This window comes from Rathayibacter agropyri, assembly GCF_013249015.1.
Classification (GTDB): Bacteria; Actinomycetota; Actinomycetes; order Actinomycetales; family Microbacteriaceae; genus Rathayibacter; species Rathayibacter agropyri.
In genome coordinates this window covers 322,814-346,525 of the sequence record NZ_JABRPL010000002.1, presented here as the reverse complement: position 1 = coordinate 346,525, position 23,712 = coordinate 322,814, and the positions used below count along the sequence as shown (strand labels likewise).

The following is a 23,712-nucleotide window of genomic DNA, read 5'->3' as shown; positions in this document are numbered from 1 at the left end:
GATCAGGAGCTTTACCGGTGGCTACACCTCCAGACCTCTCCGCACCCCCGGACCTTTCTGTCCAGCTCTACTCGGTGCGCGAACCGCTCGCGGTCGATCTGCCAGCCACCCTCGATCGCCTCGCCGCCATCGGCTTCACGCAGGTCGAACTCTTCGGATTCGTCGAGCGAGCGGACGCCTATCGCGCGGGGCTCCCCGCGAGTGGACTCACCGCCCCCAGCGCGCACGCGCGGCTGCTCGGCCCGCAGGGCGACGCCACCGTCGAGGAGATTCTCGATGTCGCCGCCTCGCTCGGCGTGCAGACCGTGATCGACCCCTTTGTCGATCCGACCCGCTGGAGCACCGCCGACGACGTCGCCCGAATCGCCGACGACCTCAACGCCCTGGTCGACTCCGCCGCCGCTCGCGGCCTGGTGCTCGGCTACCACAACCACGCCTTCGAGTTCGAGAACCGCGTCGATGGACGCAGCGCCTTCGAGTACTTCGCGGGCCTCCTCGACCCGCGGATGGTGCTCGAACTCGACACCTACTGGGCCGCAGTGGGCGGCGACGACCCGGTGGATGTCCTGGGCCGCCTGGGCGACCAGGTGCGCTTCCTGCATGTGAAGGATGGGCCGATCTCAGCCAACACGCAGGAGCAGCTTCCCGCGGGAGAGGGCGCGATGGACGTCCCCGGGATCCTCGCCGCCGCTGGGCGGGCGCTGCCCGTACTCGAGTTCGACGCCTACGCGGGCGACATCTTCGAGGGCCTGGAGGCGGCTCACCGCTACGTCACTGGGCTCGGCGCATGAGCGGCGCGGGCCGCGTGGGCGTCGGCGTGATCGGCGCCGGGAACATCAGTACGGAGTACCTCACCAATCTCACCGTCTTCCCCGACCTTGAAGTGCTTATCGTCGCCGACCTCGACCTCGAGCGGGCGAAGGCCCAGGCGGAGCAGTTCGGCGTCCCGGCGTCGGGCAGCGTCGATGAGCTTCTCGCGCACGAGGGCGTCGAGATCGTCGTGAACCTCACCGTCCCGGCCGCGCACGTCGAGGTCGCGCGCCGTGCGGTCGAGGCGGGCAAGCACGTCTGGACCGAGAAGCCGTTCTCGCTCGACCGAGACAGCGGACTCGAGTTGCTCGCGCTCGCGAAGGAGAAGGGGCTGCGCGTCGCGACGGCTCCCGACACCTTCCTCGGTGCCGGTCTGCAAACGGCCCAGCGCGTCATTGAGAGCGGAGCCATCGGCACGCCGCTCTCGGCCCTCACCCTCTTCCAGGGCCCTGGCCCCGAGGGCTGGCACCCGAACCCCGCCTTCTTCTTCGCGCCCGGCGGCGGACCGCTGCTGGACATGGGTCCCTATTACCTCACGGCCCTCGTGCAGAACCTCGGCCCGGTCGAGAGCGTCACCGCTGTCTCGTCCCAGGCCCGCGCGACCCGCGTGGTCGGCTCCGGACCCCAGGAGGGCACCGAGTTCCCGGTGACCATCCCGACGCACATCGGCGGACTGCTGCGCTTCGAATCCGGAGCCTCGGCGCAGGGCGTGTGGAGCTTCGAGTCGAGCCTGCCGCGCACGGGCTTTATCGAGATCAATGGCACCGAGGGCACGCTCGTCCTGCCCGATCCGAACACCCACGATGGCGAACTCACGCTCCATCGCCGCGGATTGGACGAGCCGGAGGTCATCGCCGCCGTCGGGTCCACCGCCTCCCGCGGCACGGGAGTCCTCGAACTCGCCCGCGCCCTCCGCGCCGACCGCCCCGAGGCTGCCTCCGGAGACCTGGCGTACCACGTCACCGACGTGATGCTCTCGCTGCTCGAGGCCGCCGAGACCGGCGAGAAGGTACTCGTCACGAGCACGGTCACCCCCCGCCCCGCGCTCCCCGAGAGCTGGGACCCGAGCGAAGCGACCCTCGCCTGATGCCCGCGCCCCTGCGTATCGGCGTGCTCGGCGGCGGCTTCATGGCCACCGTGCACAGCCGCGCGGCCCGCAGCGCCGGTGCGGTGCTCGCCGGAGTCGCCTCCTCCAGCCCCGCAAAGGGCGAGCGAGCCGCCGCCGAACTCGGCTTCGCGCGCGCCTACCCGGATGCCCGCGCCCTGATCGAGGACGAGAGCATCGACCTCGTGCACGTGTGCACGCCGAACGGCACGCACGCCGAGTTGGCGCTCGCCGCGATCGAGGCGGGTAAGCACGTGGTCTGCGAAAAGCCGCTTGCTGCGACGGTCGGCGAGGCGGAGGCGCTTGCCGTCGCCGCCTCCGCCGCGGGAATCGTCGCCACCGTGCCGTTCGCCTACCGCTTCCATCCGATGGTGCGGGAGGCGCGCGCCCGTGTGGCGGCGGGCGAGACGGGTCGGCTCGTCACCGTGCGCGGCAGCTACCTGCAGGACTGGCTCCTGAGTGCCTCCGACGACAATTGGCGCGTCGACTCCGCCGCGGGTGGCCGCTCGCGCGCGTTCGGCGACATCGGCTCGCACCTGGTCGACCTGCTCGAGTTCGTGACGGGCGAGCGGATCGACGCGCTCGCGGCCATGACGAGCACGGTGCACGCCGAGCGCGGCGGTCGCCCGGTCGAGACCGAGGACGTAGCCGGAGTGATCGTGCGGCTCGAGGGCGGTGCCGTCGGCACCCTCCTCGTTTCGCAGGTCGCCGCCGGGCACCGCAATGAGCTGATGCTTGAGGTCTCGGGGTTGGCGGAGTCGCTGCGCTTCGAGCAGGAGCTGCCCGAGACGCTCTGGGTGGGCCGCCGCGACAGCGCCGTGTTGGTCCCGCGCGATGCGTCACTCCTCGCCCCGGATGCGGCGCGACTCTCGATCGTGCCCAGCGGGCATCCGATGGGCTACCAGGACGCGTTCACGGCCTTCGCCCGTGACACCTACGCCGCGGTGGCGGGAGCAGAGGTTGAGGGTCTGCCGACGTTCGACGACGGCCTCCGCGCTGCGCGTATCACCGACGCCGTGCTCGACGCGGCTCACACCGGTGCCTGGGTCACCACGCCGCCTTCTCCACCCAGTAGGCCCGCGGTTAGCCGGCTTTCGCGGCGCGCTCGGACTTGAGGCGGGCCTGCTCGCGACGGACTTCGGCGTAGCGGTTCTGCTCGACGCGCAGCCACTCGGGGACCTCCTCGAGCAGGGCCTGGATCTCGGGAGTGGTCAGCGCGTCGGTGACTCCGCCGCGAGCGAGGCCCGAGATGGAGACGTTCAGCCGGGAGGCGATCACCGAGCGGGGGTGGGGACCCTCTTCGCGCAGCTTCACGAGCCAGGCGGGCGGGTTCGCGACGAGCTCGTCGTACTGCTCGCGCGTGATCGCCGACTCCCGGAACTCCTCGGGGGTCGCGGGCAGGTAGACCTGCAGCTTCTTCGCCGCGGTCGCAGCCTTCATCGTCTGTGTCGCCTTGGCCATGCGGCAACCCTACCGGCGCGCCACGGAGCACCTACCCTGAGGGGATGAGCGAGCAGCCCGAGTCCCCCGATCACGAGGTCGCTGCCGGCCCCGTCCTCGCCGTGGCCCTCGTGCCGGGCGTGACCCCCACCAAGTGGACGCGCATCTGGGGCCAGCGCCGCGCCGACCTGCCGCTGCGCATCACCGTCGTGGGCGAGCACGAGCAGGAGGAGGCGCTGCTCGACGGCCGCGCGCAATTGTCGTTCGTGCGCGGCGAGGTCGCGTCCGCCGCGCTGAGCTCGATCTACCTCTATGACGAGCAGCCGGTCGCGGTGCTGTGGCGCGAGCATGCGTTGGCCGGCGCCGAGGAGGTGGACATCGTCGATCTCGCGGGGGAGCACCTCCTGCAGGAGCCCGCTGATGTGCCCGAGTGGGCGGCCGTCGCGGTCGAGGTCGCCGACGAGTCGCGGCGCCCGCTGCCCCGGATGGCCGGATTCGACGACGCCGTCGAGCAGGTCGCCGCCGGCGTCGGCGTGCTGATCGTGCCGCAGTCCGTGGCGAGGGCGCACGGCCGGAAGGATGTCGTCGCCGTCCCCGTCACCGGAGTTGCCCCCGCGGCGGTCCGTCTCGCTTGGGTGACGGAGGAGAAGGGCGACGATATCGAGGACTTCATCGGTGTGGTGCGGGGCCGCAGTGCCACCACCACCCGCGGGACGGCCGCGACCCCGAAGGTCGAGTCGCGCGCGAAGGCCGCGAAAGCGAAGGCCCGCGAGGCGCGCGAGAAGGCCGAGAAGGCCGGCGGCGGGAAGAAGAGGCCGGCGCGGCCGAAGGCATCGGCCCCGGCGGTGCGGCGCACCCGCAAGCCGCGTGGCCGCTGACACTGCCTGATCGCCGACACTGCCTGGTCGCTTCGCCGAGATCGAGCACTTTTACCTCGCCCCGCACGCGCAGGGGCGCGACCACGCCCTTCCCCGAGCGGCCCCGCGGTCGTAGGCTCGCGCTCATCCGCAACGGGGAGAGGCGCTGACGATGACCGCGACACGCGAGAGCACCGCCCCTCCCGAGCTCAAACGGGTGCTCGGCCCCAAGCTGCTGCTCCTGTTCGTCGTCGGCGACATCCTCGGCACCGGCATCTACGCGCTGACCGGGCAGGTCGCCGCCGAGGTGGGCGGCGCCGCATGGCTCCCGTTCGTGATCGCGTTCGTCGTCGCCCTGCTCACCGCGTGCTCGTACCTCGAGCTGGTGACCAAGTATCCGCAGGCCGCTGGCGCCGCGCTCTACGCGCATAAGGCGTTCGGGATCCACTTCGTCACCTTCCTGGTCTGCTTCACCGTCATGGCAAGCGGGATCACCTCCGCCTCCGCCGCCTCCGGAGCTTTTGCGAGCAACTTCGCCATCGGTTTCGGCCTAGGGGAGGGGGCGGGTACCCGCCTGACCGTCGCGCTGGCCTTCATGGTCTGCATCGCCCTGGTGAACGTGCGCGGCGTGGCGGAGAGTGTCGGGCTCAACGTGGTCCTGACGCTGATCGAGCTCTCGGGCCTGCTGCTCGTGATCCTCGTCTGCTTCTTCGCGGTCTTCGGCGGGCAGGCCGACTTCTCGCGGGTCGTCGCCTTTGAATCGCCGAGCGATAAGTCGCTGCTGCTGGCAGTGAGTACCGCCACCTCGCTCGCCTTCTTCGCGATGGTCGGCTTCGAGGACTCAGTGAACATGGCGGAGGAGACGAAGAATCCCAGCCGGATCTTCCCGCGGGTGATGCTTACCGGTCTGGGCATCACTGCGGTGGTCTACGTCCTGGTCTCGACACTGGCCGTCGCAATCGTGCCGGTGGGGGAGCTGGCCGGCAACGACACTCCACTCGTCACGGTGGTGGAGACGGCGGCACCCAATTTCCCGATCTCGACGCTGCTGCCGTTCATCTCGCTCTTCGCGGTCGCGAACAGTGCGCTGATCAACATGATGATGGCGAGCCGACTCCTGTACGGAATGAGCCGACAGGGAGTGCTGCCGCCGTTCTTGCAGAACGTGCTCGCCGGGCGGCGCACGCCGTGGGCCGCGATCCTCTTCACCACGGTGATCGCGCTGTTGCTCACCGCTTATGTGTCGCGGGATCCTTCCGACCCGATCGCAGTCCTGCTCGGCGGCACCACGTCGCTCCTGCTGCTGGCGGTGTTCGCAGTGGTGAACGTGGCCGTGTTGGTGCTGCGCCGCCAGCCGGTGGAGCACCAGCACTTCCGCACGCCGACGGTACTCCCGGTTCTCGGGACGATTGCCTGCGTTTACCTGGTGCTGCCGATCACGTCCGGTCGGGATATGGCGCAGTACGGGATCGCCGGGATCTTGATGGCGATCGGTGTCCTGCTCTGGCTGGCGACGTTCATCGACCGGCGGGTGCGCGGATACGCTCGAACGGCCGCGCTTGATCCGGAGCAGCTGGACGCCGACCCTGAATGAGGGGCGGGCTTCTCGGTTGCGCGGAGGAGTTTACTCAGCTTGCATTCGGACTTCCCGTTCCAGCGCTTGCCCGCTCCTGACTGCGAGGATGGTGCGTTCGCGCCCGCCTGTGTCGCAGTCCCCAGGAGGAAGTGAGCGCGCGTAGCGGTCTGCTCGTTGTAAACCTCCTCATTCCCGGTTCTGCACAGATTCTCGCGGGTTCCAGACGGTTGGGGCGCCTAGGTCTTAGGGCCACTCTCGTCTTGTGGTCAATAGTATTTCTTGCGGTAATTCTTTCTCTTGTATTCCCGACTGCGTTGTACAGTCTCGCCGCTCTCGACGGTTCGTTACTGTTGGTGCAATTAATCCTTCTCGCTTATGCCGCCCTGTGGCTCATCCGTTACACTGGAGTTTGTTCCTCCTCACGTGATTCCAAAGGCACCGGATTATCCCGCGATTCGGAGGGAAGTTGCAAGCCTCCTTGGAGCGAGTGAATGAGACATTGATGCCCATCGTCGCCGGCTGAACACACAGTCCGTTCGCCGTGAGCTGGTCGGTTTCAGCCGTTCGCGCCTGCCGCCCTGAGGGCGGGTGCCGTCGCGCTGACATCGCGCACAGCGGCGACCTCGGCCGGTCATAGCTCCTCCATAGGAAACTCCCGATACTGGGACCATGAGCACCTCGGTCCCCTCGAAGCACCTCGCCCCCGCGCAGCGCACCCGCCTCAAGCGCGCTGACGGGACGCCGATCCGCGTCCTCGTCGTCGATGACGAGAGCACGCTGACCGATTTGCTCCAGATGGCGTTGCGCTACGAGGGCTGGGAGGTGCGCACCGCCGCTGAGGGCCGGGCCGCAATCACGATCACCCGCGAGTTCCGGCCCGACGTCATCGTGCTCGACGTGATGCTCCCCGACATCGACGGGCTCCAGGTTCTCCAGCGCGTGCGTGCGGACGGCAGCGAGACCCCGGTGCTTTTCCTCACCGCGAAGGATGCGCTCGATGATCGGATCGCTGGGCTCACGGCGGGCGGCGACGACTACGTGACCAAGCCGTTCTCGCTCGAGGAACTGGTTGCCCGGATGCGCGGCCTCATCCGCCGCAGCACCCTGCTCGCGAGCGACGCCGAGGACCCCGAGGTGGCCGTCGGCGACCTGGTGCTGAACGAGGACAGCCACGAGGTGCGCCGCGGAGCCGATGAGATCGAGCTGACCGCAACCGAGTTCGAGCTCCTGCGCTTCCTGATGCGGAACCCGCGTCGGGTGCTGAGCAAGGCGCAGATCCTCGACCGTGTCTGGTCGTACGACTTCGGCGGCAAGTCGAGCGTGGTGGAGATTTACATTTCGTACCTGCGCAAGAAGATCGATGCCGGGCGCTCGCCGATGATCCACACCGTGCGCGGCGCCGGCTACCTGCTCAAGCCCGCCGACCAGTGACCCTTCGCGGACGCCCCGCGCTCGGCGACTTCGCGACCCGCTCCGCGCTGCGGCGCTCCCGCGGCGGTCGACGCGCCCCGTGGACGCTGCGGCGGCGAATGGTCGTCGCCGTGGTCGCGCTCGTCGCAGTGGCGGCAGGGATCGTCGGTGCGGTGAGCGTGCTCTCGCTGCGGGGCATTCTCTACGAGAGCACGGGCGTTCAGTTGCGGGAGTCGATCCAGCGGTTGCAGGCGTTCGACGGCCCGGGAGGATTCACCGGGTCGAGCGCGATCGAGCGCGCCACGTCCTGCCCCAGTGGATCCTTCGACAACGGACCGAGCCAGAACCTCAGCACCATCACCGCGGTGCAGGCGCTCGACGGCTCCTTCGTTGGCGCGTACATCGACGCTGCTGACGTGTGCCGGCAGTTCTCCGAGCCCGCGGACTCCGTCCTCACGGCTGCGGTTACCGCCGCCGGGAACCAGGTAACCATCGAGTTGCCGGGCAGCCTGGGAACGTATCGCGTGCAGGCGGCTGTGGTCGACGGCTCCGTCGTCGTGGTCGGCGTGCCGCTCGGTGAGGTGACCGAGACGCTCGGCTCCCTCACCTGGGTGGTCGTCGCGGTCGTGCTGCTCGCGATGCTGCTCGTGGCGCTGATCGCCACGGCGATTATCCGCGTGGCCCTGCGTCCGCTCGAGCGGGTGGAGGCGACGGCGACGCGGGTCGCCGAGCTGCCGCTGGACCGCGGCGACGTCGAGCTGGTCGAGCGGGTCCCGGAGGAGGACGCCGACACGCGCACCGAGGTCGGCCGGGTGGGCGCTGCGTTCAACCGCATGCTCGACCACGTCACCGGGGCGCTGGAGTCGCGGCAGGCGAGCGAGAACAAGGTCCGGCAGTTCGTCGCCGACGCCTCGCACGAGCTCCGCACGCCGCTGGCCGCGATCCGCGGATACGCCGAACTTCCCCGCCGCGGCGAGACCGAACTGCCCGAAGCGGCCGTCTACTCTCTCGACCGGATCGAATCGGCCGCGACCCGAATGACCTCGCTGGTCGAGGACCTGCTGCTGCTCGCGCGCCTGGATGAGGGACGCGACCTCGAGAAGGAGCCGGTTGACCTGACGCTGCTGCTGATCGAGGCCGTCTCGGACGCGCACGCCGCCGGACCCTTGCAGGAGTGGGACCTGGAACTGCCGGAGGAGCCGATCGAGATCCGCGGCGACGGCTTCCGGCTGCACCAGGTGGTCGCGAACCTGCTGCGCAACGCCTCGGTACACACTCCGCCCGGCACCCGCGTGGTGGCGGCGCTGGCGAAGGAGCGGTCTGAGGGCCGGGCAATCGCGGTCGTGACTGTCACCGACTCCGGCCCGGGCATCGCACCCGAGTTGGTGCCGGTGCTGTTCGAGCGGTTCGCCCGCGGCGACTCGTCCCGGGCGCGCACGACCGGATCGACGGGGCTGGGGCTGGCGATCGTGGCGGCGGTGGTCGATGCGCACGGCGGGCGGGTACTCGTGGAGTCGGAGCCGGGGCGGACGAGCTTCCGGGTGGAGCTGCCAGTGGGCTGAGCGGCCGGCGTGGGGCGCACGCTACACCGAGACGCCCAGCCGTCGGCGCGCGTCGTCCAGCGTCCGCACCACCTGCACCACCTCGTCGAGCGGATGCAGCGGCGACTCGGTGCGCCCCTCGGCCACGTAGCGCGCGACGTGCAGCGCCTCCCACGCCAGGCCCTCGCCGCCCTGCAGCGGTGACTCGTCCGTCCACGATGCGCTTTCGGAGCCGCGGGTGAGCGTGACACCACTGGGGGTCCAGAACGACGGGTGAACGTCGATCCGTCCCTCGCCGCCCGCGACGCTCGCCGCGTGACGGGTGTCGGCCAGCACGGTCGAGGTGGCCACCGACTGCACGCCGTGCGTATGGCTACCGACGATCGTTGCGGTCGCGTCCACGCCCGTCGAGGTGAGGCTGCCTGCCACCACGGTGCTCTGCGGAGTCCCCGCGACCATCGAGACGAAGGAGGAGGCGTACACGCCGACGTCCAGCAGGCCGCCGCCGGCGAGCGCCGGGTCGAAGATGCGGCTGGCCGGGTCGAACTCGAACGCGGCGCCGAAGTCGGCCGATACCAGCACGGGCGCGCCGATCGCCCCGTCGGCGAGGAGCTGCCGAACGACATCCATGTGCGGGAGGTAACGCATCCACAGAGCCTCCATCGCGAAAACTCCGGCGTCACGGGCGGCGTGCACGATCATCTCGGCCTCACCCGGAGTCGGCGCAAACGGCTTCTCGACCAGGACGTGCTTGCCCGCCGCGATGGCAAGCAGCGCCTGCCGGGCATGCTCGGAGTGCGGCGACGCGATGTAGACGACATCGACCTCCGGATCCTCGACCACGGCCTCGTAGCCGGCCGAGGCCCGCTCGATGCCGAAGCGGCTCGCAAAGCGCTCGGCCCGCTCGAGCGAGCGGGAGCCGACGGCAACGACCCGCTGTCGAGTGTGCTTCTGTAGCGCCTCCACGAACGAGGTCGCGATCGAGCCAGGGGCGAGCACCCCCCAGCGCAGGATGGGGGAGTCGAGGAGGGAGGGAAGCCGGGGTTCGGGGAGCGTCAGTGCCATGCGTCCACGCTAGGGCTCGGCGGCGTCGCGGAGCGAGGGGTGTGCCGACGGTCCCCTAGGGTGTGACGGCATGTAGTCGCTGGCGGAGGAGGACGTCATGCCCGAGTGGTACACCCTGGGCGTCGTCGCCCTCGTGATCGTGCTGGTCGTGGTCGCCATCGTGCGGTTCCGCTTCAACCCGGTGCTGGCGCTCGCCGTCGGAGCCGCCGCGATCGGCCTGCTCACCGGTCTGGGGCCTGTCGACACCGTCTCCACGATGACCCGCGGCTTCGGCGAGGTGATGACGGAGGCCGGCCTCCTCATCGGCTGGGGGGTGCTGATCGGCGCAATGCTCAACGAGATGGGCGCCGTCGTGCGCCTGGTGGAGGGACTGCTGCGCGTGTTCGGTCGCCGCGGCATCCCCTACGCGCTCGGTCTCTCCTTCGCCACCTACCTCCAGACGATCTTCGTCGATGCGCTGATCGTGATCGCCGCCCCGCTCGCCCGGAAAATCGCTCCGCGCCTGGGCCGCGCCGGTACCGGCATCGTGGCCGTCACCTTCGCCGTGGGGCTCGAGATGGGCATCGTGATGATGGTGCCGGGCTTCGCCGCGGTCGCCCTCGCGGGTCTGCTCGGAGTGCCGCTCGGCGTGATGATGCTCGGCGGGTTCGCGGTGGTTGCGCCCACCGTCGTGGTGACGATCCTGCTGATGTCGCTCGCGTTCCGCCTCGGTTTCTGGGACCCGGCCCGCGACGAGCAGCTCGCCGTGCGCGAGGACACCGCCATCGACCGTGGCAGCCCGCCGGACGCTCCCGCCGACACTCCCCGCGAGCGCCCGCTTCTCCTGCTGTTCGCCCCGATGCTCCTCGCGCTGCTGCTGATTGCTGTGCAGGCGGTGCTGACGGTGGCGGGTATCGAGGTGCCCATGCTGCAGTTCCTCGGGAACCCGGTCATCGCGCTGCTGCTCGCCGTCATCGGGACCGGAGTCGTCGGCCGCTCGGTCGTCGGCACGGCGCGGATGGAAAAAGCGGTCGCGAAGGGGTTCCAGGACGGCGGCCAGATCTTCCTGCTCACCGGCGTCGGCGGCGCCCTCGCCGCGGTGATCGCGGAGGGCGACCTCGGCGAGATCCTGAAGGGCTACTTTTCGACGTCGGCGTCGGCACCGCTGCTCCTGGTCTGGCTGATGGCGGCGGTGCTGCACATCGCAGTCGGGTCGGTCACCCTCTCGGCCATTACGGCGGCCGGAGTGGTCGCGCCGGTCGCTGCGACGCTCGGCCTCGATCCGCTGCTGATCGCGCTCGCCGCGGGCTCCGGCGCGCTGTTCTGCATCCACGTCACGTCGAACACCTTCTGGCTGCTGCAGAGCTTCCTCGGCCAGTCCGTCCGCGGTGCCCTCAAGTCGGTGACGGTCGGCGTCTCCCTCGCCTCCGTCCTCGCGCTCGGCGCCACCCTCCTCCTCTCCCTCGCCCTCTAACTCTTGCCCTCCCTCCTCGCGAGGTGCCTGTTCGGTACGCGACACGCCGAAGCAGGCGTACCGAAAAGACATCTCGCGGAAGGGGCCGGGCGCGCACGGCAGAATGGGTCGGGATGACCTCCACACCGCCTCCGCTCGGCCTCCTCCTCGATGTCGACGGCCCCATCGCCAGCCCCGTCACGCGCACCATCTCGATCCCCGCGATCGCCGACGACCTCGTTGCACTCGCCAATGCGGGAATCCCAATCGTCTTCAACACGGGCCGCTCCGACGCGTTCCTGCGTGAGCGGGTGCTGCCCGCCCTCCTTGAGCGCGGCGTCTCGGCCGAGGCGCGCATTGTCTGCATCTGCGAGAAGGGCGCTGTCTGGTTCACCGTCGACTACCGCGGCACCTCGGAGCCGATCGTCGATGAGTCGCTCGCCATCCCCGAGCCGGTGGCCCGCGACCTCGAGCGGATGATCCGCTCCGACTATGAGGACCTGGTCTTCTTCGACGAGAGCAAGCGCGCGATGGTCTCAGCCGAGCAGCTGGTCGACCTGGCGAACGAGGACTACCTTGAGCGCCAGCTCGTGTTCGACGCCGACGCCCTGCAAATCATGACGGCGGCGGGCCTCGGAGTCGAGCGCCGCGGTATCCGCTACCCGAACGAGGAGGGGACGGTTGACTTCCGGATCGACCCGACCATCATCTCGACCGACATCGAGTCGAACCGTGTCGGCAAGGACCTCGGCGCCCAGCGCGCCGTCGAACTCCTCGGCGCGACCGGCGCGATCCCGCAGCGGTGGCGCACCGTCGGCGACTCCCGGAGCGACTACGCGATGGCTGACTGGCTGTTCGAGCACGCGTACGACGTCGCCCACGTGGACGTGCGGCCCGCCGAGGGCGTTCCCGAGAAGCCGTACCCGGTGCTCGTCGTCGACGGAGCCGTGAACGACGCGGCCGGCGCCGCCGTCCTCCGCCGCTGGAGTGAACTCGTCGCCGATGAGACGACTCCCGAGGTCGGCGGCGGCATCTCACTCCACTCCCGCGACTGATTCGCCACCCCTCCCCGGCCGCCGGACGTCTCGTTAGCGTTCGGGCATGAGAATCGCAGTCACCGGTGGATCCGGCAAGCTCGGCCGCAGCGTCGTCACCCGCCTCCGCGCCTCCGGGCACGAGGTGTTCACTCTGGACCGCGCGGGGGACCGCGACGCGGGCTTCATCCGCGTCGACATCACCGATTACGGCCAGGTGGTCGACGCTCTGCAGGGAGTCGGCGACCAGTACGACGGGATCGACGCGCTCGTGCACCTCGCCGCGATCCCCGCGCCGGGACTCGCCCCCGACGTCGCCACTTTCCACAACAACATGCTCGCCACGTTCAACGCGTTCCACGGAGCGATCCGCGCCGGCATCCGCAACGTCGTCTACGCCTCCAGTGAGACCGTGCTCGGCCTGCCCTTCGACGTGCCGCCGCCCTACATCCCGGTCGATGAGCAGTACCCGGCGCGTCCGGAGTCGGTGTACTCGCTGACCAAGCACCTCGAGGAGCAGCTGGCGATCGAGCTGTGCCGCTGGCACCCGGACCTGAAGATCATGGGTCTGCGCTTCTCGAACGTGATGGACGAGTCGGACTACGCCGAGTTCCCGTCGTTCGACTCCGACGCGACGCTGCGCAAGTGGAACCTCTGGGGTTACATCGACGGCCGCGACGGCGCGCAGGCGGTCGAGAAGGCGCTGCTGGCCGAGACGACCGGCTTCGACCGCTTCATCATCGCGGCGGCCGACACCGTGATGACCCGGCCCAACGCCGAGCTGGTCGCCGAGGTCTTTCCCGGCGTCGAGCTACGTGGTGACCTCGGACTCAACGACACGCTCCTCTCCATCGACCACGCCCGCGAGGTACTCGGCTACGCACCGGAGCACTCCTGGCGCGACTCGTGATGCCGGATTCGTTACCGACCCGAGGGGTCAGCTCGGGATCATGTTGAAGGTGTCCGGGTCCGGACCGGTGCGGTGGCCGCGGTCGAGCGCCGTGATGTCGGTCATCGCCTCATCGTCGAGCTCGAAGTCGAAGAGCGCGAAGTTCTCCTCCACTCGCTGGCGGGTGACCGACTTCGGGAAGACGATGTCGCCGCGCTGGATGTGCCAGCGGAGGACGACCTGCGCGGGACTCCGGTCGACGTTCCGCGCGATCCGCGTAATGGTGTCGTCATCCAGCACGAGGCCCTGCGCGATGGGCGACCAGGCCTCGGTCGCGATGCCGTGTTCGGTGTCGTAGGCGCGGAGTTCCTGCTGCACGAGGTACGGGTGCACCTCGATCTGGTTCACGGCCGGGACGATGGTCGCCTCGGCGCGGAGCCGGTTGAGGTGGTTGGTCTGGAAGTTGGAGACGCCGATCGCCTTCGCCTTGCCGCTGCGGTAGATCTCCTCCATCGCCTTCCAGGTCTCGACATAGTCGCCGACGTTCGGCAGCGGCCAGTGGATGAGGAAGAGGTCGACGTAGTCGAACTGCAATTCGCCGAGGGTCGTGTCGATAGCGGCGAGCGCGTCCTCGCGGGCGTGGAAGCCGTTGTTCAGCTTGCTCGTGACGAACACGTCGGAGCGGTCGAGTCCGGAGGCGCGCACTGCCTCACCGACGCCCGCTTCGTTGCCGTACATCTCCGCCGTGTCGATGTGGCGGTAGCCGACCTCGAGGGCGGCGAGGGTCGCGTCCTTAGTCTCGGCGGGGTCAATCTGGAACACGCCGAAGCCCAGCTGCGGGATCTCGACGCCGTTGTTCAGGGTGATTGTGGGGACAGTTGCGGTCTCGTTGCTCATAGTCGAGTCACGTCCTTTCGTGGGGTCAACGGCGCAGTGTAGCCACACCGTCGTACCTCTAGTCCACCGTTCCCGCCACCCAGCATCAACCCCTTGCACCAGGCGAGAGGGCAAGCAGGGGTGGCAAGAGACCGCGAAGGCCCCCGGCACGAGAGCGCCGAGGGCCTTCGGAGTGCGCAGCTTACGCGCGCGACTTGCGGCCGGTGACCGCGCCGTAGATGAGGAGGACGACGATCGCTCCAACGACGGAGACGATGATGCTCACGATGTTGATGCCGTTCACGGCGTCATCGATGCCGAACAGCGTGCTGAGGAAGCCGCCCAGCAGAGCGCCGATGATTCCGAGGACGATGGTGATGATCCATCCGCCGCCCTGCTTGCCCGGGAGGATGAGCTTGGCGAGCGCCCCGGCGATGAGGCCGAGGATGATCCAGCTGATAATGCCCATGATATTTCTCCTTCGTATCGTGCTCGACCGGCCGTTCCGATGCGAGCGATGACGCCGGACAGGCCGGCGTCAGTAGAGCGGGTGATCAGCGGAGGGAGCGCTGCACCTTGTCGCGAGCTTTGCTGGCGATCGCGGTGAGCTGCTTGGCCTCGCGCTTCGAGGTCTTCTTGAGCTTCTTGCGCGTCTTCTTCGTGGCCGGGTCGTTCCACACGCCGAGTGCGAGATGGCGAAGTTCTTCGTAGCGGCCACGGCCGGCGCGGGCGCCGAACACATAGGCAACTAACGCGACCACTGCCAGCAGGACGAGGCGGGGATTCATGCGGTGACCCTTCCGTCGGAGAGCACAGAGCCGTGCTCGACACCTATTTGACTCTCCTGCGCAACGCGTGACAAACCGGGCTTTGACCATTGACACGACCCCCTCTTATCGTGTTCCGCGTGCGCGTGTAGCCGATTCAGACGGAGGAGGACGTCGTCTCGGCCGAGAAGCGAGCGTGCAGATATCCGCCGTATCCGCCCTCGACGCGGTTGTCCCGGCGGCCCGACGTCACCACCTCGCCGCGATCCGTCGCTCCGACCCTGGCGCCGCTGGCCCGCAGCCGCTCGACGAGCAGCACGTCCTCGTGTACCGGTTCCGCGCCGAACCCGCCGACCGCGACGTAGGCGCTGGCGCGCACTCCGAGGTTCGCCCCGTGGATGCTCCCGATCGACTCCTCCCGCGCCCGCACGTCGCGCCAGCGCGCAAAGGCGTCGGGGGAGAGGTCCGCCGCGTCGGGTCGCACCGTGCCAAGGAGGGCGTCCCAGTGTCGGGCGTGCTCGATGTGCGCGGCCAGCCACTCGGAGGGCACCACCGTGTCGGCGTCGGTGTTGGCGATCCAGACGCGTTCGGCGGGAGCGGAGACGGAGGCGAGCAGGCGGGCGATCCCGGCGGAGCGGGCCGCGCCGACACCGCAGCGCTCCAGCTCCAGCACCTCGACTCCGGCCGCGTGAGCGCGCTCGGCGGTCGCGTCCGTGCAGCCGTCAGCCGCGATGAGAACTCGCACAGTGAGCCCCGGAGCGGTTCGCCCGAGAGCGATGACGCTGGCCTGAACCGAGGCGATCAGCCCACCGATTCGCTCCTGCTCGTCGTGCGCCGGCACGACGACGAACACCTGCTCGAGGTGGCTCACACGAGCCCCGTCCGGCGGGCGACCGAACGGTCGTCGCGGGCGTGTACGTCGAGCAGCAGGTCCTCCTCCTCGTGCCGTGCGAGGCGGTGCAGCCCCAACTCGGCGACGGCCGCCTGCACCGCGTCGCCGTCCAGCTCGAGCCCGTCGATGGGGTGGCGCCAGTGCACCGTGACCAGTTCACCGGAGGGAGCGAGGCTGTCCAGGACGCTGCGCAGCACGCTCGTCAGCGCGGCCGGCTCAAGGTAGTAGCCGACCTCCGAGAGCACGACGAGGTCGAACGGGCCCGCCGGGACGCTGCGGGTGATGTCGTGGTGCTCGACCCGCACATGCCCAAGTGGTGCCAAGCGGCGGGCCGCGCGGTCGACGGCCGCGGCCGAGACGTCGATAGCGAGAAGGCGGTCGGCGCGGTCGGCGAGGGCTTCGGCCAGCACCCCGATCGAGGCGCCGATCTCGAGTACCGACCCGTAGCGCTGCTCGGGGAGGCTCGCCAGCGTCAGGGCGCGCTTGCGCTGCTCGTACCAGCGGCTCGTGTACCCCCACGGGTCCTCATGCCGCGCGTAGAGCTCGTCGAAGTAGCTCATTCGATCCTCACCAGCCGATCCTCACCAGTCGGTCGTCGCCTGCGAAGGTGCGCAGGAAGAGCGGATGCAGCACCGACCCGGTTCCGTCCGGTGCCGGCTGTGTCTGGCTCGGGTAGCAGGCGCGCGCCCGCCGGGTCCGCTCGCGCAGTTCATCGTCGAGCCGGACGCGCACGAGCGCGTCCCACGGCACGTCGGGGTCCTCCGGTACGGCCCAGTGCCACAACCAGATCGGTGCCGCCAGCAGCGGATGACCCAGCTCCTGCGCGAGGTCCGCGCAGACCTCGCCGACGATCCGGTGATCGCGGTGCCCGTCACCGGCCCAGGTCGAGAGGAGCAGGACCGAACCGGAGGCGCCTGCTGCGCGCTCGCGCACGTCGCGGCCGATCCGCTCGCGGTGCTCGGGTGTGGCGGAGTCTGGCACGTCGAGGAAGGTGAGGCCGATGCCCGAGCCCAGCTGCCCGAGCGCCGCCGCGGCCTCACGTCGGCGCTCGGCGGCGAGTGCGGCGTCGGATCCGCCGTTCGAGGCCGCTCCGTCGGTCGCGACCACGACGTCGACCGGGAGGCCCCGCCGCCGGGCGAGCGCGATGGTGCCACCGCACCCCAGCGTCTCGTCGTCGGCGTGGGCGACGACCACGAGGAGGCGCTCGATCCCCTGCGGCAGTGTCAGTTCCGGGAGCCGCTCGCGACGTCCGTCGGTGCTCCACCGCTCGACCGGAGTGCCTTCGAGACGTCCGTCGAACGGGCGGCTCACCAGTCGGCCGCTTCGCCCGAGGCGAGCACGGAGCGACCGAGGGCCGCATCATCGCGCTCGGCGTGGTGTTGGCGCACGTAGAGCGCGAGGTCGGCGACCCGCTTGGCGTGCTCGGCGTCGAGGGCCAGCGGCGCGGGGCCGAGGGCCCGGCCTGCGCGCAGGAGGATTTCCTCGACCGCTCCCGCGACGCTCGCCCGGACCCGCTTGGCCAGCAGCGATCCCCGCGCACCGTCGGCGTCGCCCGCGTCGATGGCCGAGGCCGCCTCATCCAGCGCGCGTCGCGACGCCGAGAGCGCCGTATCGATGGCGCCCAGGTGCGCGAGCAGGTGCGGGTCCTCGCGTCGGGCCGCCGCGGTAGCGACAGCGGCGGCGACTCCGAGCGCTCCGCCGTGCCAGCAGGCGGCGACGCCGATCCCTCCCCAGGCGAAGCCGGGCCGCGACAGGTACCAACCGGCCTCGCCTACGGGCTTGGCGCGCGCACCGCAGAAGCGGACCGGGCCGCTCGGCACCTCCGTGAGACCCCGGGCATGCCAGGCGTCCGCTTCCGGTGCTGCCGTGCCCTCGTGCAGCGGCACGGCGAAAAGTCGGCGCTCACCGGAGGCGTCGCCCACGTGCGCGGTCACCAGAGCCGCATCGAGGCGGTCGGCCAGGGAGCACCACGGCTTCACTCCGTCGAGCAGCCAGTGACCATCTCGCTCCCGCGCGACGAGCGGATCGTCGCCACCCTCAGCCGCGAACACACCCCACGTCGATTCGGCGGCGAGCCCGGACGCTGTCGGCGTGAGTCCCGCCTCACCGAGGATCGCGAGTGCGTCGAGGTGCGGCTCGAGCGCCCGGGCGACGCCAAGGTCGTGCCGTGCCAGCCGCCGTAGCAGGGTATGCAGCTCCGCGGTGCGTCCGGTGCCGGGCCGCGGAGCGTCGGCGCCGAGTGTTCGCGCAAGGGCGAGAGCGCCGTCGATGTCGTCGGGGAGAGTGGCGGAGGAGGAGGGTTGCACGTCCATCGCCTTCGAAACTACGCAGTCGGCTGGGCCTCGTCCGCCGATTGTCCCCAACCGTGGGGGATGCTAGGCGTCAGATGTCGAGGGCGTTGATCCGTTGGAGAAGGGAGGCGAAGAGCTCGACGTCGGTGACGTCCCAGCGGCGCAACTCCTCGTGCATCAGCGCCTTGCTCGAGCTGCGGACCTCGCGCAGCTTCTGCGCCGTCTCGGGCGTTACCGAGAGGATGGTGGCGCGGCCGTCCCGCGGATCGGGGTTCCGGGCGAGGAAGCCCAACCGATCCAGCGTGGTGATCTGGCGGCTTAGGGCCGATTTGTCCATCTCGAGCAGTTCCGCGAGGGCGCCGGAGTGCACGGGACCGCATCGCTCGAGCGCCGAGAGCGTCTTGTAACCCAGGGGAGAGAGATCCGGATGCAGGCGCTCGGCGTTGGAGCGCATCGCCGCGCGGACGCGATTGAACAGGGTGCTGAGTTCAGCCTCCACTGAGGCGATGGCGGAGTCAGCGCCGTGGGGCGAGGACGAGGACGGACCGATCATGCCTCCAGCATCGCGCCTGCTGACCCTCCGGCTCGACTTGCGCCCGCGCGCCGCGACGACGTACTCTGTCCGAAGCCAAAGACCGCCGGTTTCCGGTGTGCGCACGAGCAGGGCCCTGGCCCCGCGAATCGCCACCGGACGAAGGATTCGCGAAGCGAATGGCCCGCGCAGGTGCAAGAGATTCAGTTCCGCGATCATCGCGTCTCCCGAAGCTCCGCACCCCTGTGCCGGAGCTTTTTTCTTTTCCTGCTTTCGGGCTACCGGCACGAGAATTCACAGGAGTAGCCATGGCGAACAAGGAAGCCTCGGTTGCCGAACTCACGGAGAAGTTCCAGAGCTCGACGGCCGTTCTGCTGACCGAGTACCGCGGTCTCACCGTTGCTCAGCTGAAGACGCTGCGCAAGGACATCAGTGAGCACGCAACCTATGCCGTGGTGAAGAACACGCTGACCAAGATCGCGGCGAACAACGCCGGGATCTCGTCTTTCGACGACGAGCTCGCCGGCCCTTCCGCCATCGCGTTCGTGCACGGCGACCCTGTCGCCGTGGCCAAGTCGCTGCGTGCCTTCGCCAAGGCAAACCCTCTCCTCGTGGTCAAGGGCGGTTACTTCGACGGTAACCCGCTGACCGCAGAAGAGGTGGGCAAGCTCGCCGACCTCGAGTCCCGCGAAGTTCTGCTCGGCAAGCTCGCCGGCGCCTTCAAGGCCTCGCTGTTCGGTGCCGCATATCTGTTCAACGCACCGCTCTCCAAGGCCGTTCGCACGGTCGAGGCGCTGCGCGAGAAGCAGGAGTCCGCGAGCTGACCTCCTCCCTTCCCGGGAGGCAGGACGCACGCGGTTTGTAGACAAAGAAAACAAGGAGAAAAATCATGGCAAAGCTCACGCAGGACGAGCTCATCGAGGCTTTCAAGGAGCTCACGCTCATCGAGCTCTCGGAGTTCGTCAAGAAGTTCGAAGAGGTCTTCGAGGTCACCGCTGCTGCTCCCGTCGCGGTCGCCGCGGCCGGTGGCGGCGCCGCTGCCCCCGCCGAGGAGGTCGAGGAGCAGACCGAGTTCGACGTCGTGCTCGAGGCCGCCGGCGACAAGAAGATCCAGGTCATCAAGGAGGTCCGCGCGCTCACCAGCCTCGGCCTCGGCGAGGCGAAGGCTGTTGTCGACGGCGCCCCCAAGGCTGTCCTCGAGGCCGTCAACAAGGAGACCGCCGACAAGGCCAAGGCTCAGCTCGAGGCTGCCGGCGCGACCGTCACCGTCAAGTAAGTTCCCCGATACAGGGCGTCATCTCTTCGGAGGTGGCGCCCTGCATCGTTTGCGCGCCGTTCCGGATCGCGTGCGCGGTCACGCCTTTAGGATCGGACCGTGATTGCACCCGATCCGCTGGCCGGGCTCCCCGCGCGCGATGTTCCGCCGAGCGAAATCTCGCTCAGTGAACTCCTCAGCGACTTCGTCTCGGTAACCCATCGGATCACCCGGCTCGCGGCGCGGGCCACCGGCAATCAGGAGTCGCAGGCCGTCTGGCGCACGCTCTCGGTCCTCCTCTCGATGGGGCCGATGCGCCTGGGCGAGCTGGCCGTGCAGAGCCGAGTTTCGCAGCCGACGATGACCAAGATCGTGAAGAACCTGGTCGGCTCCGGCTGGCTCGACCGCATCGTCGATCCGGCGGACGCTCGCGCCTGGCAGATCCGCCTAGCTCCCGCTGGCGCGCAGGCACTGGAAGACTGGCGCACCGACCTGGGCGAGGCGTTGACGCCCCTCTTCGCCGACCTCAGCCCGGCCGACCGCTACGTCCTCGAGCGCGCCGTCGAGATCATGCACGAGCGGCTCGCCGTCGGCCGGCGCAACTGATAATCCGCAGTAGGTCCGTCGCGACAGGTGAGCCACACTGGTCGCGTGCAGATGCGACTCGAACTCGTTCCCCTCCCCGTCAGCGACGTCGACCGCTCGGTCGCCTTTTACACGGAGGTGGTCGGCTTCCACCTCGACCACGACGTGCGTCCCTCCGCGACGATGCGCGTCGTGCAGCTCACTCCGCCCGGCTCGGCCTGCTCGATCGTCGTGGGGGCTGGGATGGGGCCCGGGCCTGAGGAGGGGGTCGTCCGCTCTCTGCATCTTGTCGTTGACGACATCGCGGCCGCGCGCGCAGAACTCGTGGGACGCTCGCTCGAGGTGAGCGACGTGCAGGACCTCGGCGGGGTGCAGTACGCCTACTTCGCCGACCCGGACGGCAATACCTGGGCGTTGCAGCAGATCGGCGCGTCGGCTGCACCCGCCGCCTCCGCGTCCACGTGAGTTCAGTCCACGTGAGTTCAGCCCACGGGCCAGCGGATCGGGACGACCTCCGGCGGGTGTAGGCGGCGAAGCCTGCCGTCATGCTCCGATTCTCGCGCCGCGCGGTGCCGAGGTGCTCGTGCGGATCACGAGGGAAGCGGGGATCAGCGTGTGTCGTGCCGGGGGAGGGGACTCGCCGCGCGCGAGGGCCGCGAGGGCGTCCAAAACAAGGGCGACGGAGAGTTCGCCCTGCTGCCGCGGGTCCTGGCGGATTGAACTCACTCCGAACAACTCTGCGAGCGGATGGTCGTCAATCCCGATGATCGACACGTCCTCGGGCACCGAGAGGCCGAGTTCGCGGGCGGCCAGGATGATGCCAATGGCGATCTCGTCGGAGGCGGCAAAGATCGCGGTCGGGCGGCTCCGCGGGTCGCCAAGCACCTGCCTCCCAGCGCGGTGCCCGCCCGGAATGTCGAACGTGGTGGACACGACGGCGTGCTCGCCGGCCGTCAACCCCGCCGCGGCGAGGGCCCGGTGGAAGCCGTCGCGACGCTTGGTGTGGACTCGGAAGTCCATCTCCTCCTCCGCAAGACCCCCGATGTGGACGAGGCGCTCGTGCCCGAGCGAGAGCAGATGTTCGGTCGCGAGGCGGGCGGCGGCGACGTCGTCGATGCTGAAGGTTGGGATGCCAGGCAGCTCACCGCCGATTCCGACGATCGGCTTGCCCAGCGCGAGCAGCGCCTCCGTCTCGTGCGGCGAGATCTCGAGGGTGACCGCGACGATCGCGTCGACGCGCTTGCGGACGAGGTAGTACTCGAAGACGCTGCGGCGGGCGTCGAGGTGCTTGTCGATGTTGTACAGGAGGAGGTCGTAGCCGGCAGCGAGCAGCGCGCGCTCGATTCCCTCGATGATTCCGGCGAAGAACCACTGGTTGATCACCGGGATGATCACCGCGACGTTGTTGCTGCGCCCGGTCACGAGGCTTGAGGCGTTGGCCGAGACGACGTAGCCCAGACTTGTCGCCGCGCGCTGCACTCGCTGCTTCGTCCCGGCAGAGACGTAGCCCCGACCGCTGAGGGCACGCGAGACTGTTGCCTTGGACACTCCGGCGAGTTCGGCCACCTCTTCGATGCCTGTCACGGCGTTCCTCCCGCCCGTCCAGCGTCGATGCTGGAAACGGTTCCAGGAAGTTATACCCCGCCGCAGGTCCGAGCGCCCGCGCGAGATCGATCTCCGATCGCGTGGTGCTCCGCAAAGCGGCGGGTTGACGCCGAATCGTTATCTCAGAGAGCGCTCTCTCACTCGCGTTGTGGTTTCATCGTATTTGTGGAAAGGTTTCCCCCCGTGGGAGCCCACCCATACGACATCGGCGATCCGCCCGGAGTTCCTTCTGGCGTCGCCTGCACCAGCAACCGAGTTGTCGCGGCACGCATGTCGAGCCGCTACAGCCCCCTGACCACCGTCGGCGGGGAGCGGCTCCCTTGGCTGGTTCATCACTCAATGAGGAGGAAGAATGCGGTCATCCCTGCACCGCCGTATCACCGTTCCGGTTGCCGTTCTGGCAGCTGCCGGCATCGCACTGGCGGGCTGCTCCAGTAGCAGTGATCCCAACGACCCGAACGCCGGCGGCGGCAGCTCGGCCGGCAGCGTCGGCACTGCCGACGGCGTCGTCAACGTCTACGGCACGATCAACGGCGACGAGGCCACCCTTCTCGAGCAGTCCTGGGCGGACTGGGAGAAGCAGAACAACATCGACATCAAGTACACCGGTGACAAGGAGTTCGAGAAGCAGATCGGCATCAAGGTTCAGGGTGGCGACACCCCCGACCTCGCGATCTTCCCCCAGCCGGGTCTGCTCGCCGACACCGTCGCCTCGGGCAAGGTGCAGAAGCTCCCCGAGGGCGCTGTCGCCAATGTCAAGGAGAACTGGTCGGAGGACTGGCAGAAGTACGGCCAGGTCGACGGCACCCAGTACGGTGCGCCGCTGATGGCGTCCGTCAAGGGCTACATCTGGTACTCGCCGGCGAAGTTCAAGGAGTGGGGCGTTTCCGTTCCCAAGACCTGGGATGAGATGCAGGCGCTCGGCAAGACGATCGCCGAGAAGACCGGCGGACCCTCCTGGTGCGCGGGCTTCAACTCGGGCGAGGCCTCGGGCTGGCCCGGCACCGACTGGATCGAGGACGCTGTCCTCCGCGAGGCCGGCGCCGACACCTACGACTCCTGGGTCGCCGGTAAGACGAAGTTCACCGACCCGAAGATCAAGGCGGCCTTCGACTCTGTCGGCTCGATCCTGCGCGACCCGGCCCTCGTCAACGCCGGCTACGGCGACGTGAAGTCGATCAACTCCACGGCGTTTGGCGACGTCGCCCAGAACATGGCGAACGGCACCTGCGCGCTCACGCACCAGGCCTCGTTCTTCGAGGGCTTCCTGACGTCTGCGGGCGCGAAGGTGGCGGAGGACGGCGACGTCTGGGCCTTCCTCACTCCGCCGGTCAAGGCCAGTGACCCCCAGGCTGTCACCGGTGGTGGCGAGATGGTCGCCGCCTTCTCCAACGACGCTGACACTGCGAAGGTTCAGGAGTACCTCTCGAGCGCCGACTGGGCGAACAGCCGCGTCAAGCTCGGTGGCGTCATCTCCGCGAATAAGGGCCTCGACCCGGCTAACGCGGGCAGTGACGTGCTGAAGGACTCGATCGCGATCTTGCAGAACCCGGACACCACGTTCCGCTTTGACGCGTCCGACCTGATGCCGAAGGCCGTCGGCTCCGACAGCTTCTTCAAGGGCATCGTCGACTGGATCGACGGCACGGGCACCGACCAGGCGCTCGAAGAGATCCAGGCCGGCTACACCTCCTAGCAGTCCGGCGGAGGGCCGCGGTTTCCCCGGCCCTCCGACCACGCCTCGTCCCGG

Annotated in this window: 26 protein-coding genes; 15 read left to right on the top strand and 11 right to left on the bottom strand. The window is 69.1% G+C overall.

Translation table 11 applies throughout. The features are described from left to right. Positions 1 to 17 precede the first annotated feature (17 nt). The 3 genes from HRF29_RS07185 to HRF29_RS07175 are packed head-to-tail and all read left to right on the top strand — an operon-like array spanning position 18 to position 3,030. Positions 18 to 791: a TIM barrel protein gene (locus tag HRF29_RS07185; protein ID WP_173246875.1), complete on the top strand. Its 774-nt coding sequence runs from the start codon at positions 18 to 20 to the stop codon at positions 789 to 791. Then, positions 788 to 1,897 carry a Gfo/Idh/MocA family protein gene (locus tag HRF29_RS07180; protein ID WP_173246872.1) on the top strand — a complete coding sequence of 370 codons (1,110 nt, stop codon included), beginning with the start codon at positions 788 to 790 and terminating at the stop codon, positions 1,895 to 1,897. The genes HRF29_RS07185 and HRF29_RS07180 overlap by 4 nt, the downstream gene beginning before the upstream one ends. After that, on the top strand, positions 1,897 to 3,030 hold the full coding sequence (locus HRF29_RS07175; RefSeq protein ID WP_173246868.1) for a Gfo/Idh/MocA family protein: 1,134 nt from the start codon (positions 1,897 to 1,899) through the stop codon (positions 3,028 to 3,030). Before HRF29_RS07180 ends, HRF29_RS07175 begins: the two co-directional genes overlap by 1 nt. Here the strand turns inward: HRF29_RS07175 and HRF29_RS07170 are convergent. Beyond that, positions 2,999 to 3,376, bottom strand: a complete 378-nt coding sequence (locus HRF29_RS07170) for a DUF5997 family protein (RefSeq protein ID WP_246226814.1) — start codon at positions 3,374 to 3,376, stop codon at positions 2,999 to 3,001. The genes HRF29_RS07175 and HRF29_RS07170 overlap by 32 nt on opposite strands. A 44-nt stretch (positions 3,377 to 3,420) precedes the next feature. Here HRF29_RS07170 and HRF29_RS07165 point away from each other — a divergent pair, with 44 nt between their 5' ends. From HRF29_RS07165 to HRF29_RS15315, 4 genes are all read left to right on the top strand, one after another. Beyond that, complete coding sequence (locus HRF29_RS07165) at positions 3,421 to 4,233, top strand: LysR family transcriptional regulator substrate-binding protein (protein ID WP_173246865.1); 813 nt, start codon at positions 3,421 to 3,423, stop codon at positions 4,231 to 4,233. 151 nt (positions 4,234 to 4,384) lie between these two features. Beyond that, complete coding sequence (locus tag HRF29_RS07160) at positions 4,385 to 5,806, top strand: APC family permease (protein WP_173246862.1); 1,422 nt, start codon at positions 4,385 to 4,387, stop codon at positions 5,804 to 5,806. 651 nt (positions 5,807 to 6,457) lie between these two features. Beyond that, on the top strand, positions 6,458 to 7,219 hold the full coding sequence (locus HRF29_RS07155) for a response regulator transcription factor (RefSeq protein ID WP_173246859.1): 762 nt from the start codon (positions 6,458 to 6,460) through the stop codon (positions 7,217 to 7,219). After that, a complete protein-coding gene (locus tag HRF29_RS15315; RefSeq protein ID WP_222929616.1) occupies positions 7,216 to 8,760 on the top strand; it encodes a sensor histidine kinase in 1,545 nt (514 codons plus the stop codon). Before HRF29_RS07155 ends, HRF29_RS15315 begins: the two co-directional genes overlap by 4 nt. A 21-nt stretch (positions 8,761 to 8,781) precedes the next feature. Here the strand turns inward: HRF29_RS15315 and HRF29_RS07145 are convergent, their stop codons facing one another. Beyond that, positions 8,782 to 9,804 carry a Gfo/Idh/MocA family protein gene (locus HRF29_RS07145; protein WP_173246857.1) on the bottom strand — a complete coding sequence of 341 codons (1,023 nt, stop codon included), beginning with the start codon at positions 9,802 to 9,804 and terminating at the stop codon, positions 8,782 to 8,784. A 97-nt stretch (positions 9,805 to 9,901) separates the two neighbouring features. Here HRF29_RS07145 and HRF29_RS07140 point away from each other — a divergent pair, with 97 nt between their 5' ends. The 3 genes from HRF29_RS07140 to HRF29_RS07130 all read left to right on the top strand — a co-directional run bounded on the left by HRF29_RS07140 (position 9,902) and on the right by HRF29_RS07130 (position 13,180). Beyond that, entirely contained in the window at positions 9,902 to 11,257 is a 1,356-nt protein-coding gene (locus HRF29_RS07140) for a GntP family permease (protein ID WP_173246854.1), read from the top strand. A gap of 113 nt (positions 11,258 to 11,370) precedes the next feature. Continuing rightward, positions 11,371 to 12,291 carry an HAD family hydrolase gene (locus HRF29_RS07135; protein WP_173246851.1) on the top strand — a complete coding sequence of 307 codons (921 nt, stop codon included), beginning with the start codon at positions 11,371 to 11,373 and terminating at the stop codon, positions 12,289 to 12,291. A gap of 46 nt (positions 12,292 to 12,337) precedes the next feature. Then, the gene (locus HRF29_RS07130) at positions 12,338 to 13,180 is read left to right on the top strand and encodes an NAD-dependent epimerase/dehydratase family protein (RefSeq protein WP_173246849.1); all 843 of its coding nucleotides are present in this window, start codon (positions 12,338 to 12,340) and stop codon (positions 13,178 to 13,180) included. Between the two features lie 27 nt (positions 13,181 to 13,207). On the opposite strand, the gene HRF29_RS07125 is transcribed toward HRF29_RS07130, so the two are convergent. The 8 genes from HRF29_RS07125 to HRF29_RS07090 form a co-directional block, all read right to left on the bottom strand. After that, positions 13,208 to 14,056 carry an aldo/keto reductase gene (locus HRF29_RS07125; RefSeq protein WP_173246846.1) on the bottom strand — a complete coding sequence of 283 codons (849 nt, stop codon included), beginning with the start codon at positions 14,054 to 14,056 and terminating at the stop codon, positions 13,208 to 13,210. 181 nt (positions 14,057 to 14,237) lie between these two features. Then, on the bottom strand, positions 14,238 to 14,504 hold the full coding sequence (locus tag HRF29_RS07120) for a GlsB/YeaQ/YmgE family stress response membrane protein (RefSeq protein ID WP_173246842.1): 267 nt from the start codon (positions 14,502 to 14,504) through the stop codon (positions 14,238 to 14,240). A gap of 85 nt (positions 14,505 to 14,589) precedes the next feature. After that, complete coding sequence (locus HRF29_RS07115; RefSeq protein ID WP_173246840.1) at positions 14,590 to 14,823, bottom strand: hypothetical protein; 234 nt, start codon at positions 14,821 to 14,823, stop codon at positions 14,590 to 14,592. A 136-nt stretch (positions 14,824 to 14,959) separates the two neighbouring features. After that, complete coding sequence (locus HRF29_RS07110) at positions 14,960 to 15,673, bottom strand: glycosyltransferase (RefSeq protein WP_173246837.1); 714 nt, start codon at positions 15,671 to 15,673, stop codon at positions 14,960 to 14,962. Beyond that, entirely contained in the window at positions 15,670 to 16,254 is a 585-nt protein-coding gene (locus HRF29_RS07105) for an SAM-dependent methyltransferase (protein ID WP_173246834.1), read from the bottom strand. The genes HRF29_RS07110 and HRF29_RS07105 overlap by 4 nt, the downstream gene beginning before the upstream one ends. Positions 16,255 to 16,261: 7 nt before the next feature. After that, entirely contained in the window at positions 16,262 to 17,005 is a 744-nt protein-coding gene (locus HRF29_RS07100; protein WP_173246831.1) for a PIG-L family deacetylase, read from the bottom strand. Then, complete coding sequence (locus HRF29_RS07095) at positions 17,002 to 18,006, bottom strand: acyl-CoA dehydrogenase family protein (RefSeq protein WP_173246828.1); 1,005 nt, start codon at positions 18,004 to 18,006, stop codon at positions 17,002 to 17,004. Before HRF29_RS07095 ends, HRF29_RS07100 begins: the two co-directional genes overlap by 4 nt. Positions 18,007 to 18,076: 70 nt before the next feature. Next, the gene (locus HRF29_RS07090) at positions 18,077 to 18,538 is read right to left on the bottom strand and encodes a MarR family winged helix-turn-helix transcriptional regulator (RefSeq protein WP_173246825.1); all 462 of its coding nucleotides are present in this window, start codon (positions 18,536 to 18,538) and stop codon (positions 18,077 to 18,079) included. Positions 18,539 to 18,825: 287 nt separating this feature from the next. Between HRF29_RS07090 and rplJ the strand changes: the two genes are divergently transcribed. The 4 genes from rplJ (at position 18,826) to HRF29_RS07070 (ending at position 20,822) form a co-directional block, all read left to right on the top strand. Beyond that, complete coding sequence (gene rplJ / locus HRF29_RS07085; RefSeq protein WP_055791018.1) at positions 18,826 to 19,341, top strand: 50S ribosomal protein L10; 516 nt, start codon at positions 18,826 to 18,828, stop codon at positions 19,339 to 19,341. A 65-nt stretch (positions 19,342 to 19,406) separates the two neighbouring features. Next, positions 19,407 to 19,793, top strand: coding sequence for a 50S ribosomal protein L7/L12 (rplL, locus tag HRF29_RS07080; RefSeq protein WP_173246822.1), 387 nt, complete (start codon positions 19,407 to 19,409; stop codon positions 19,791 to 19,793). Between the two features lie 99 nt (positions 19,794 to 19,892). Then, positions 19,893 to 20,378, top strand: a complete 486-nt coding sequence (locus tag HRF29_RS07075; protein ID WP_343043682.1) for a MarR family winged helix-turn-helix transcriptional regulator — start codon at positions 19,893 to 19,895, stop codon at positions 20,376 to 20,378. A 45-nt stretch (positions 20,379 to 20,423) separates the two neighbouring features. Further along, positions 20,424 to 20,822, top strand: a complete 399-nt coding sequence (locus tag HRF29_RS07070; protein ID WP_343043681.1) for a VOC family protein — start codon at positions 20,424 to 20,426, stop codon at positions 20,820 to 20,822. Between the two features lie 78 nt (positions 20,823 to 20,900). Here HRF29_RS07070 and HRF29_RS07065 read toward each other — a convergent pair whose 3' ends face one another. After that, positions 20,901 to 21,941, bottom strand: coding sequence for a substrate-binding domain-containing protein (locus HRF29_RS07065; RefSeq protein WP_173246819.1), 1,041 nt, complete (start codon positions 21,939 to 21,941; stop codon positions 20,901 to 20,903). Between the two features lie 373 nt (positions 21,942 to 22,314). Between HRF29_RS07065 and HRF29_RS07060 the strand changes: the two genes are divergently transcribed. Next, entirely contained in the window at positions 22,315 to 23,658 is a 1,344-nt protein-coding gene (locus HRF29_RS07060; RefSeq protein WP_173246816.1) for an ABC transporter substrate-binding protein, read from the top strand. Positions 23,659 to 23,712: the final 54 nt, after the last annotated feature.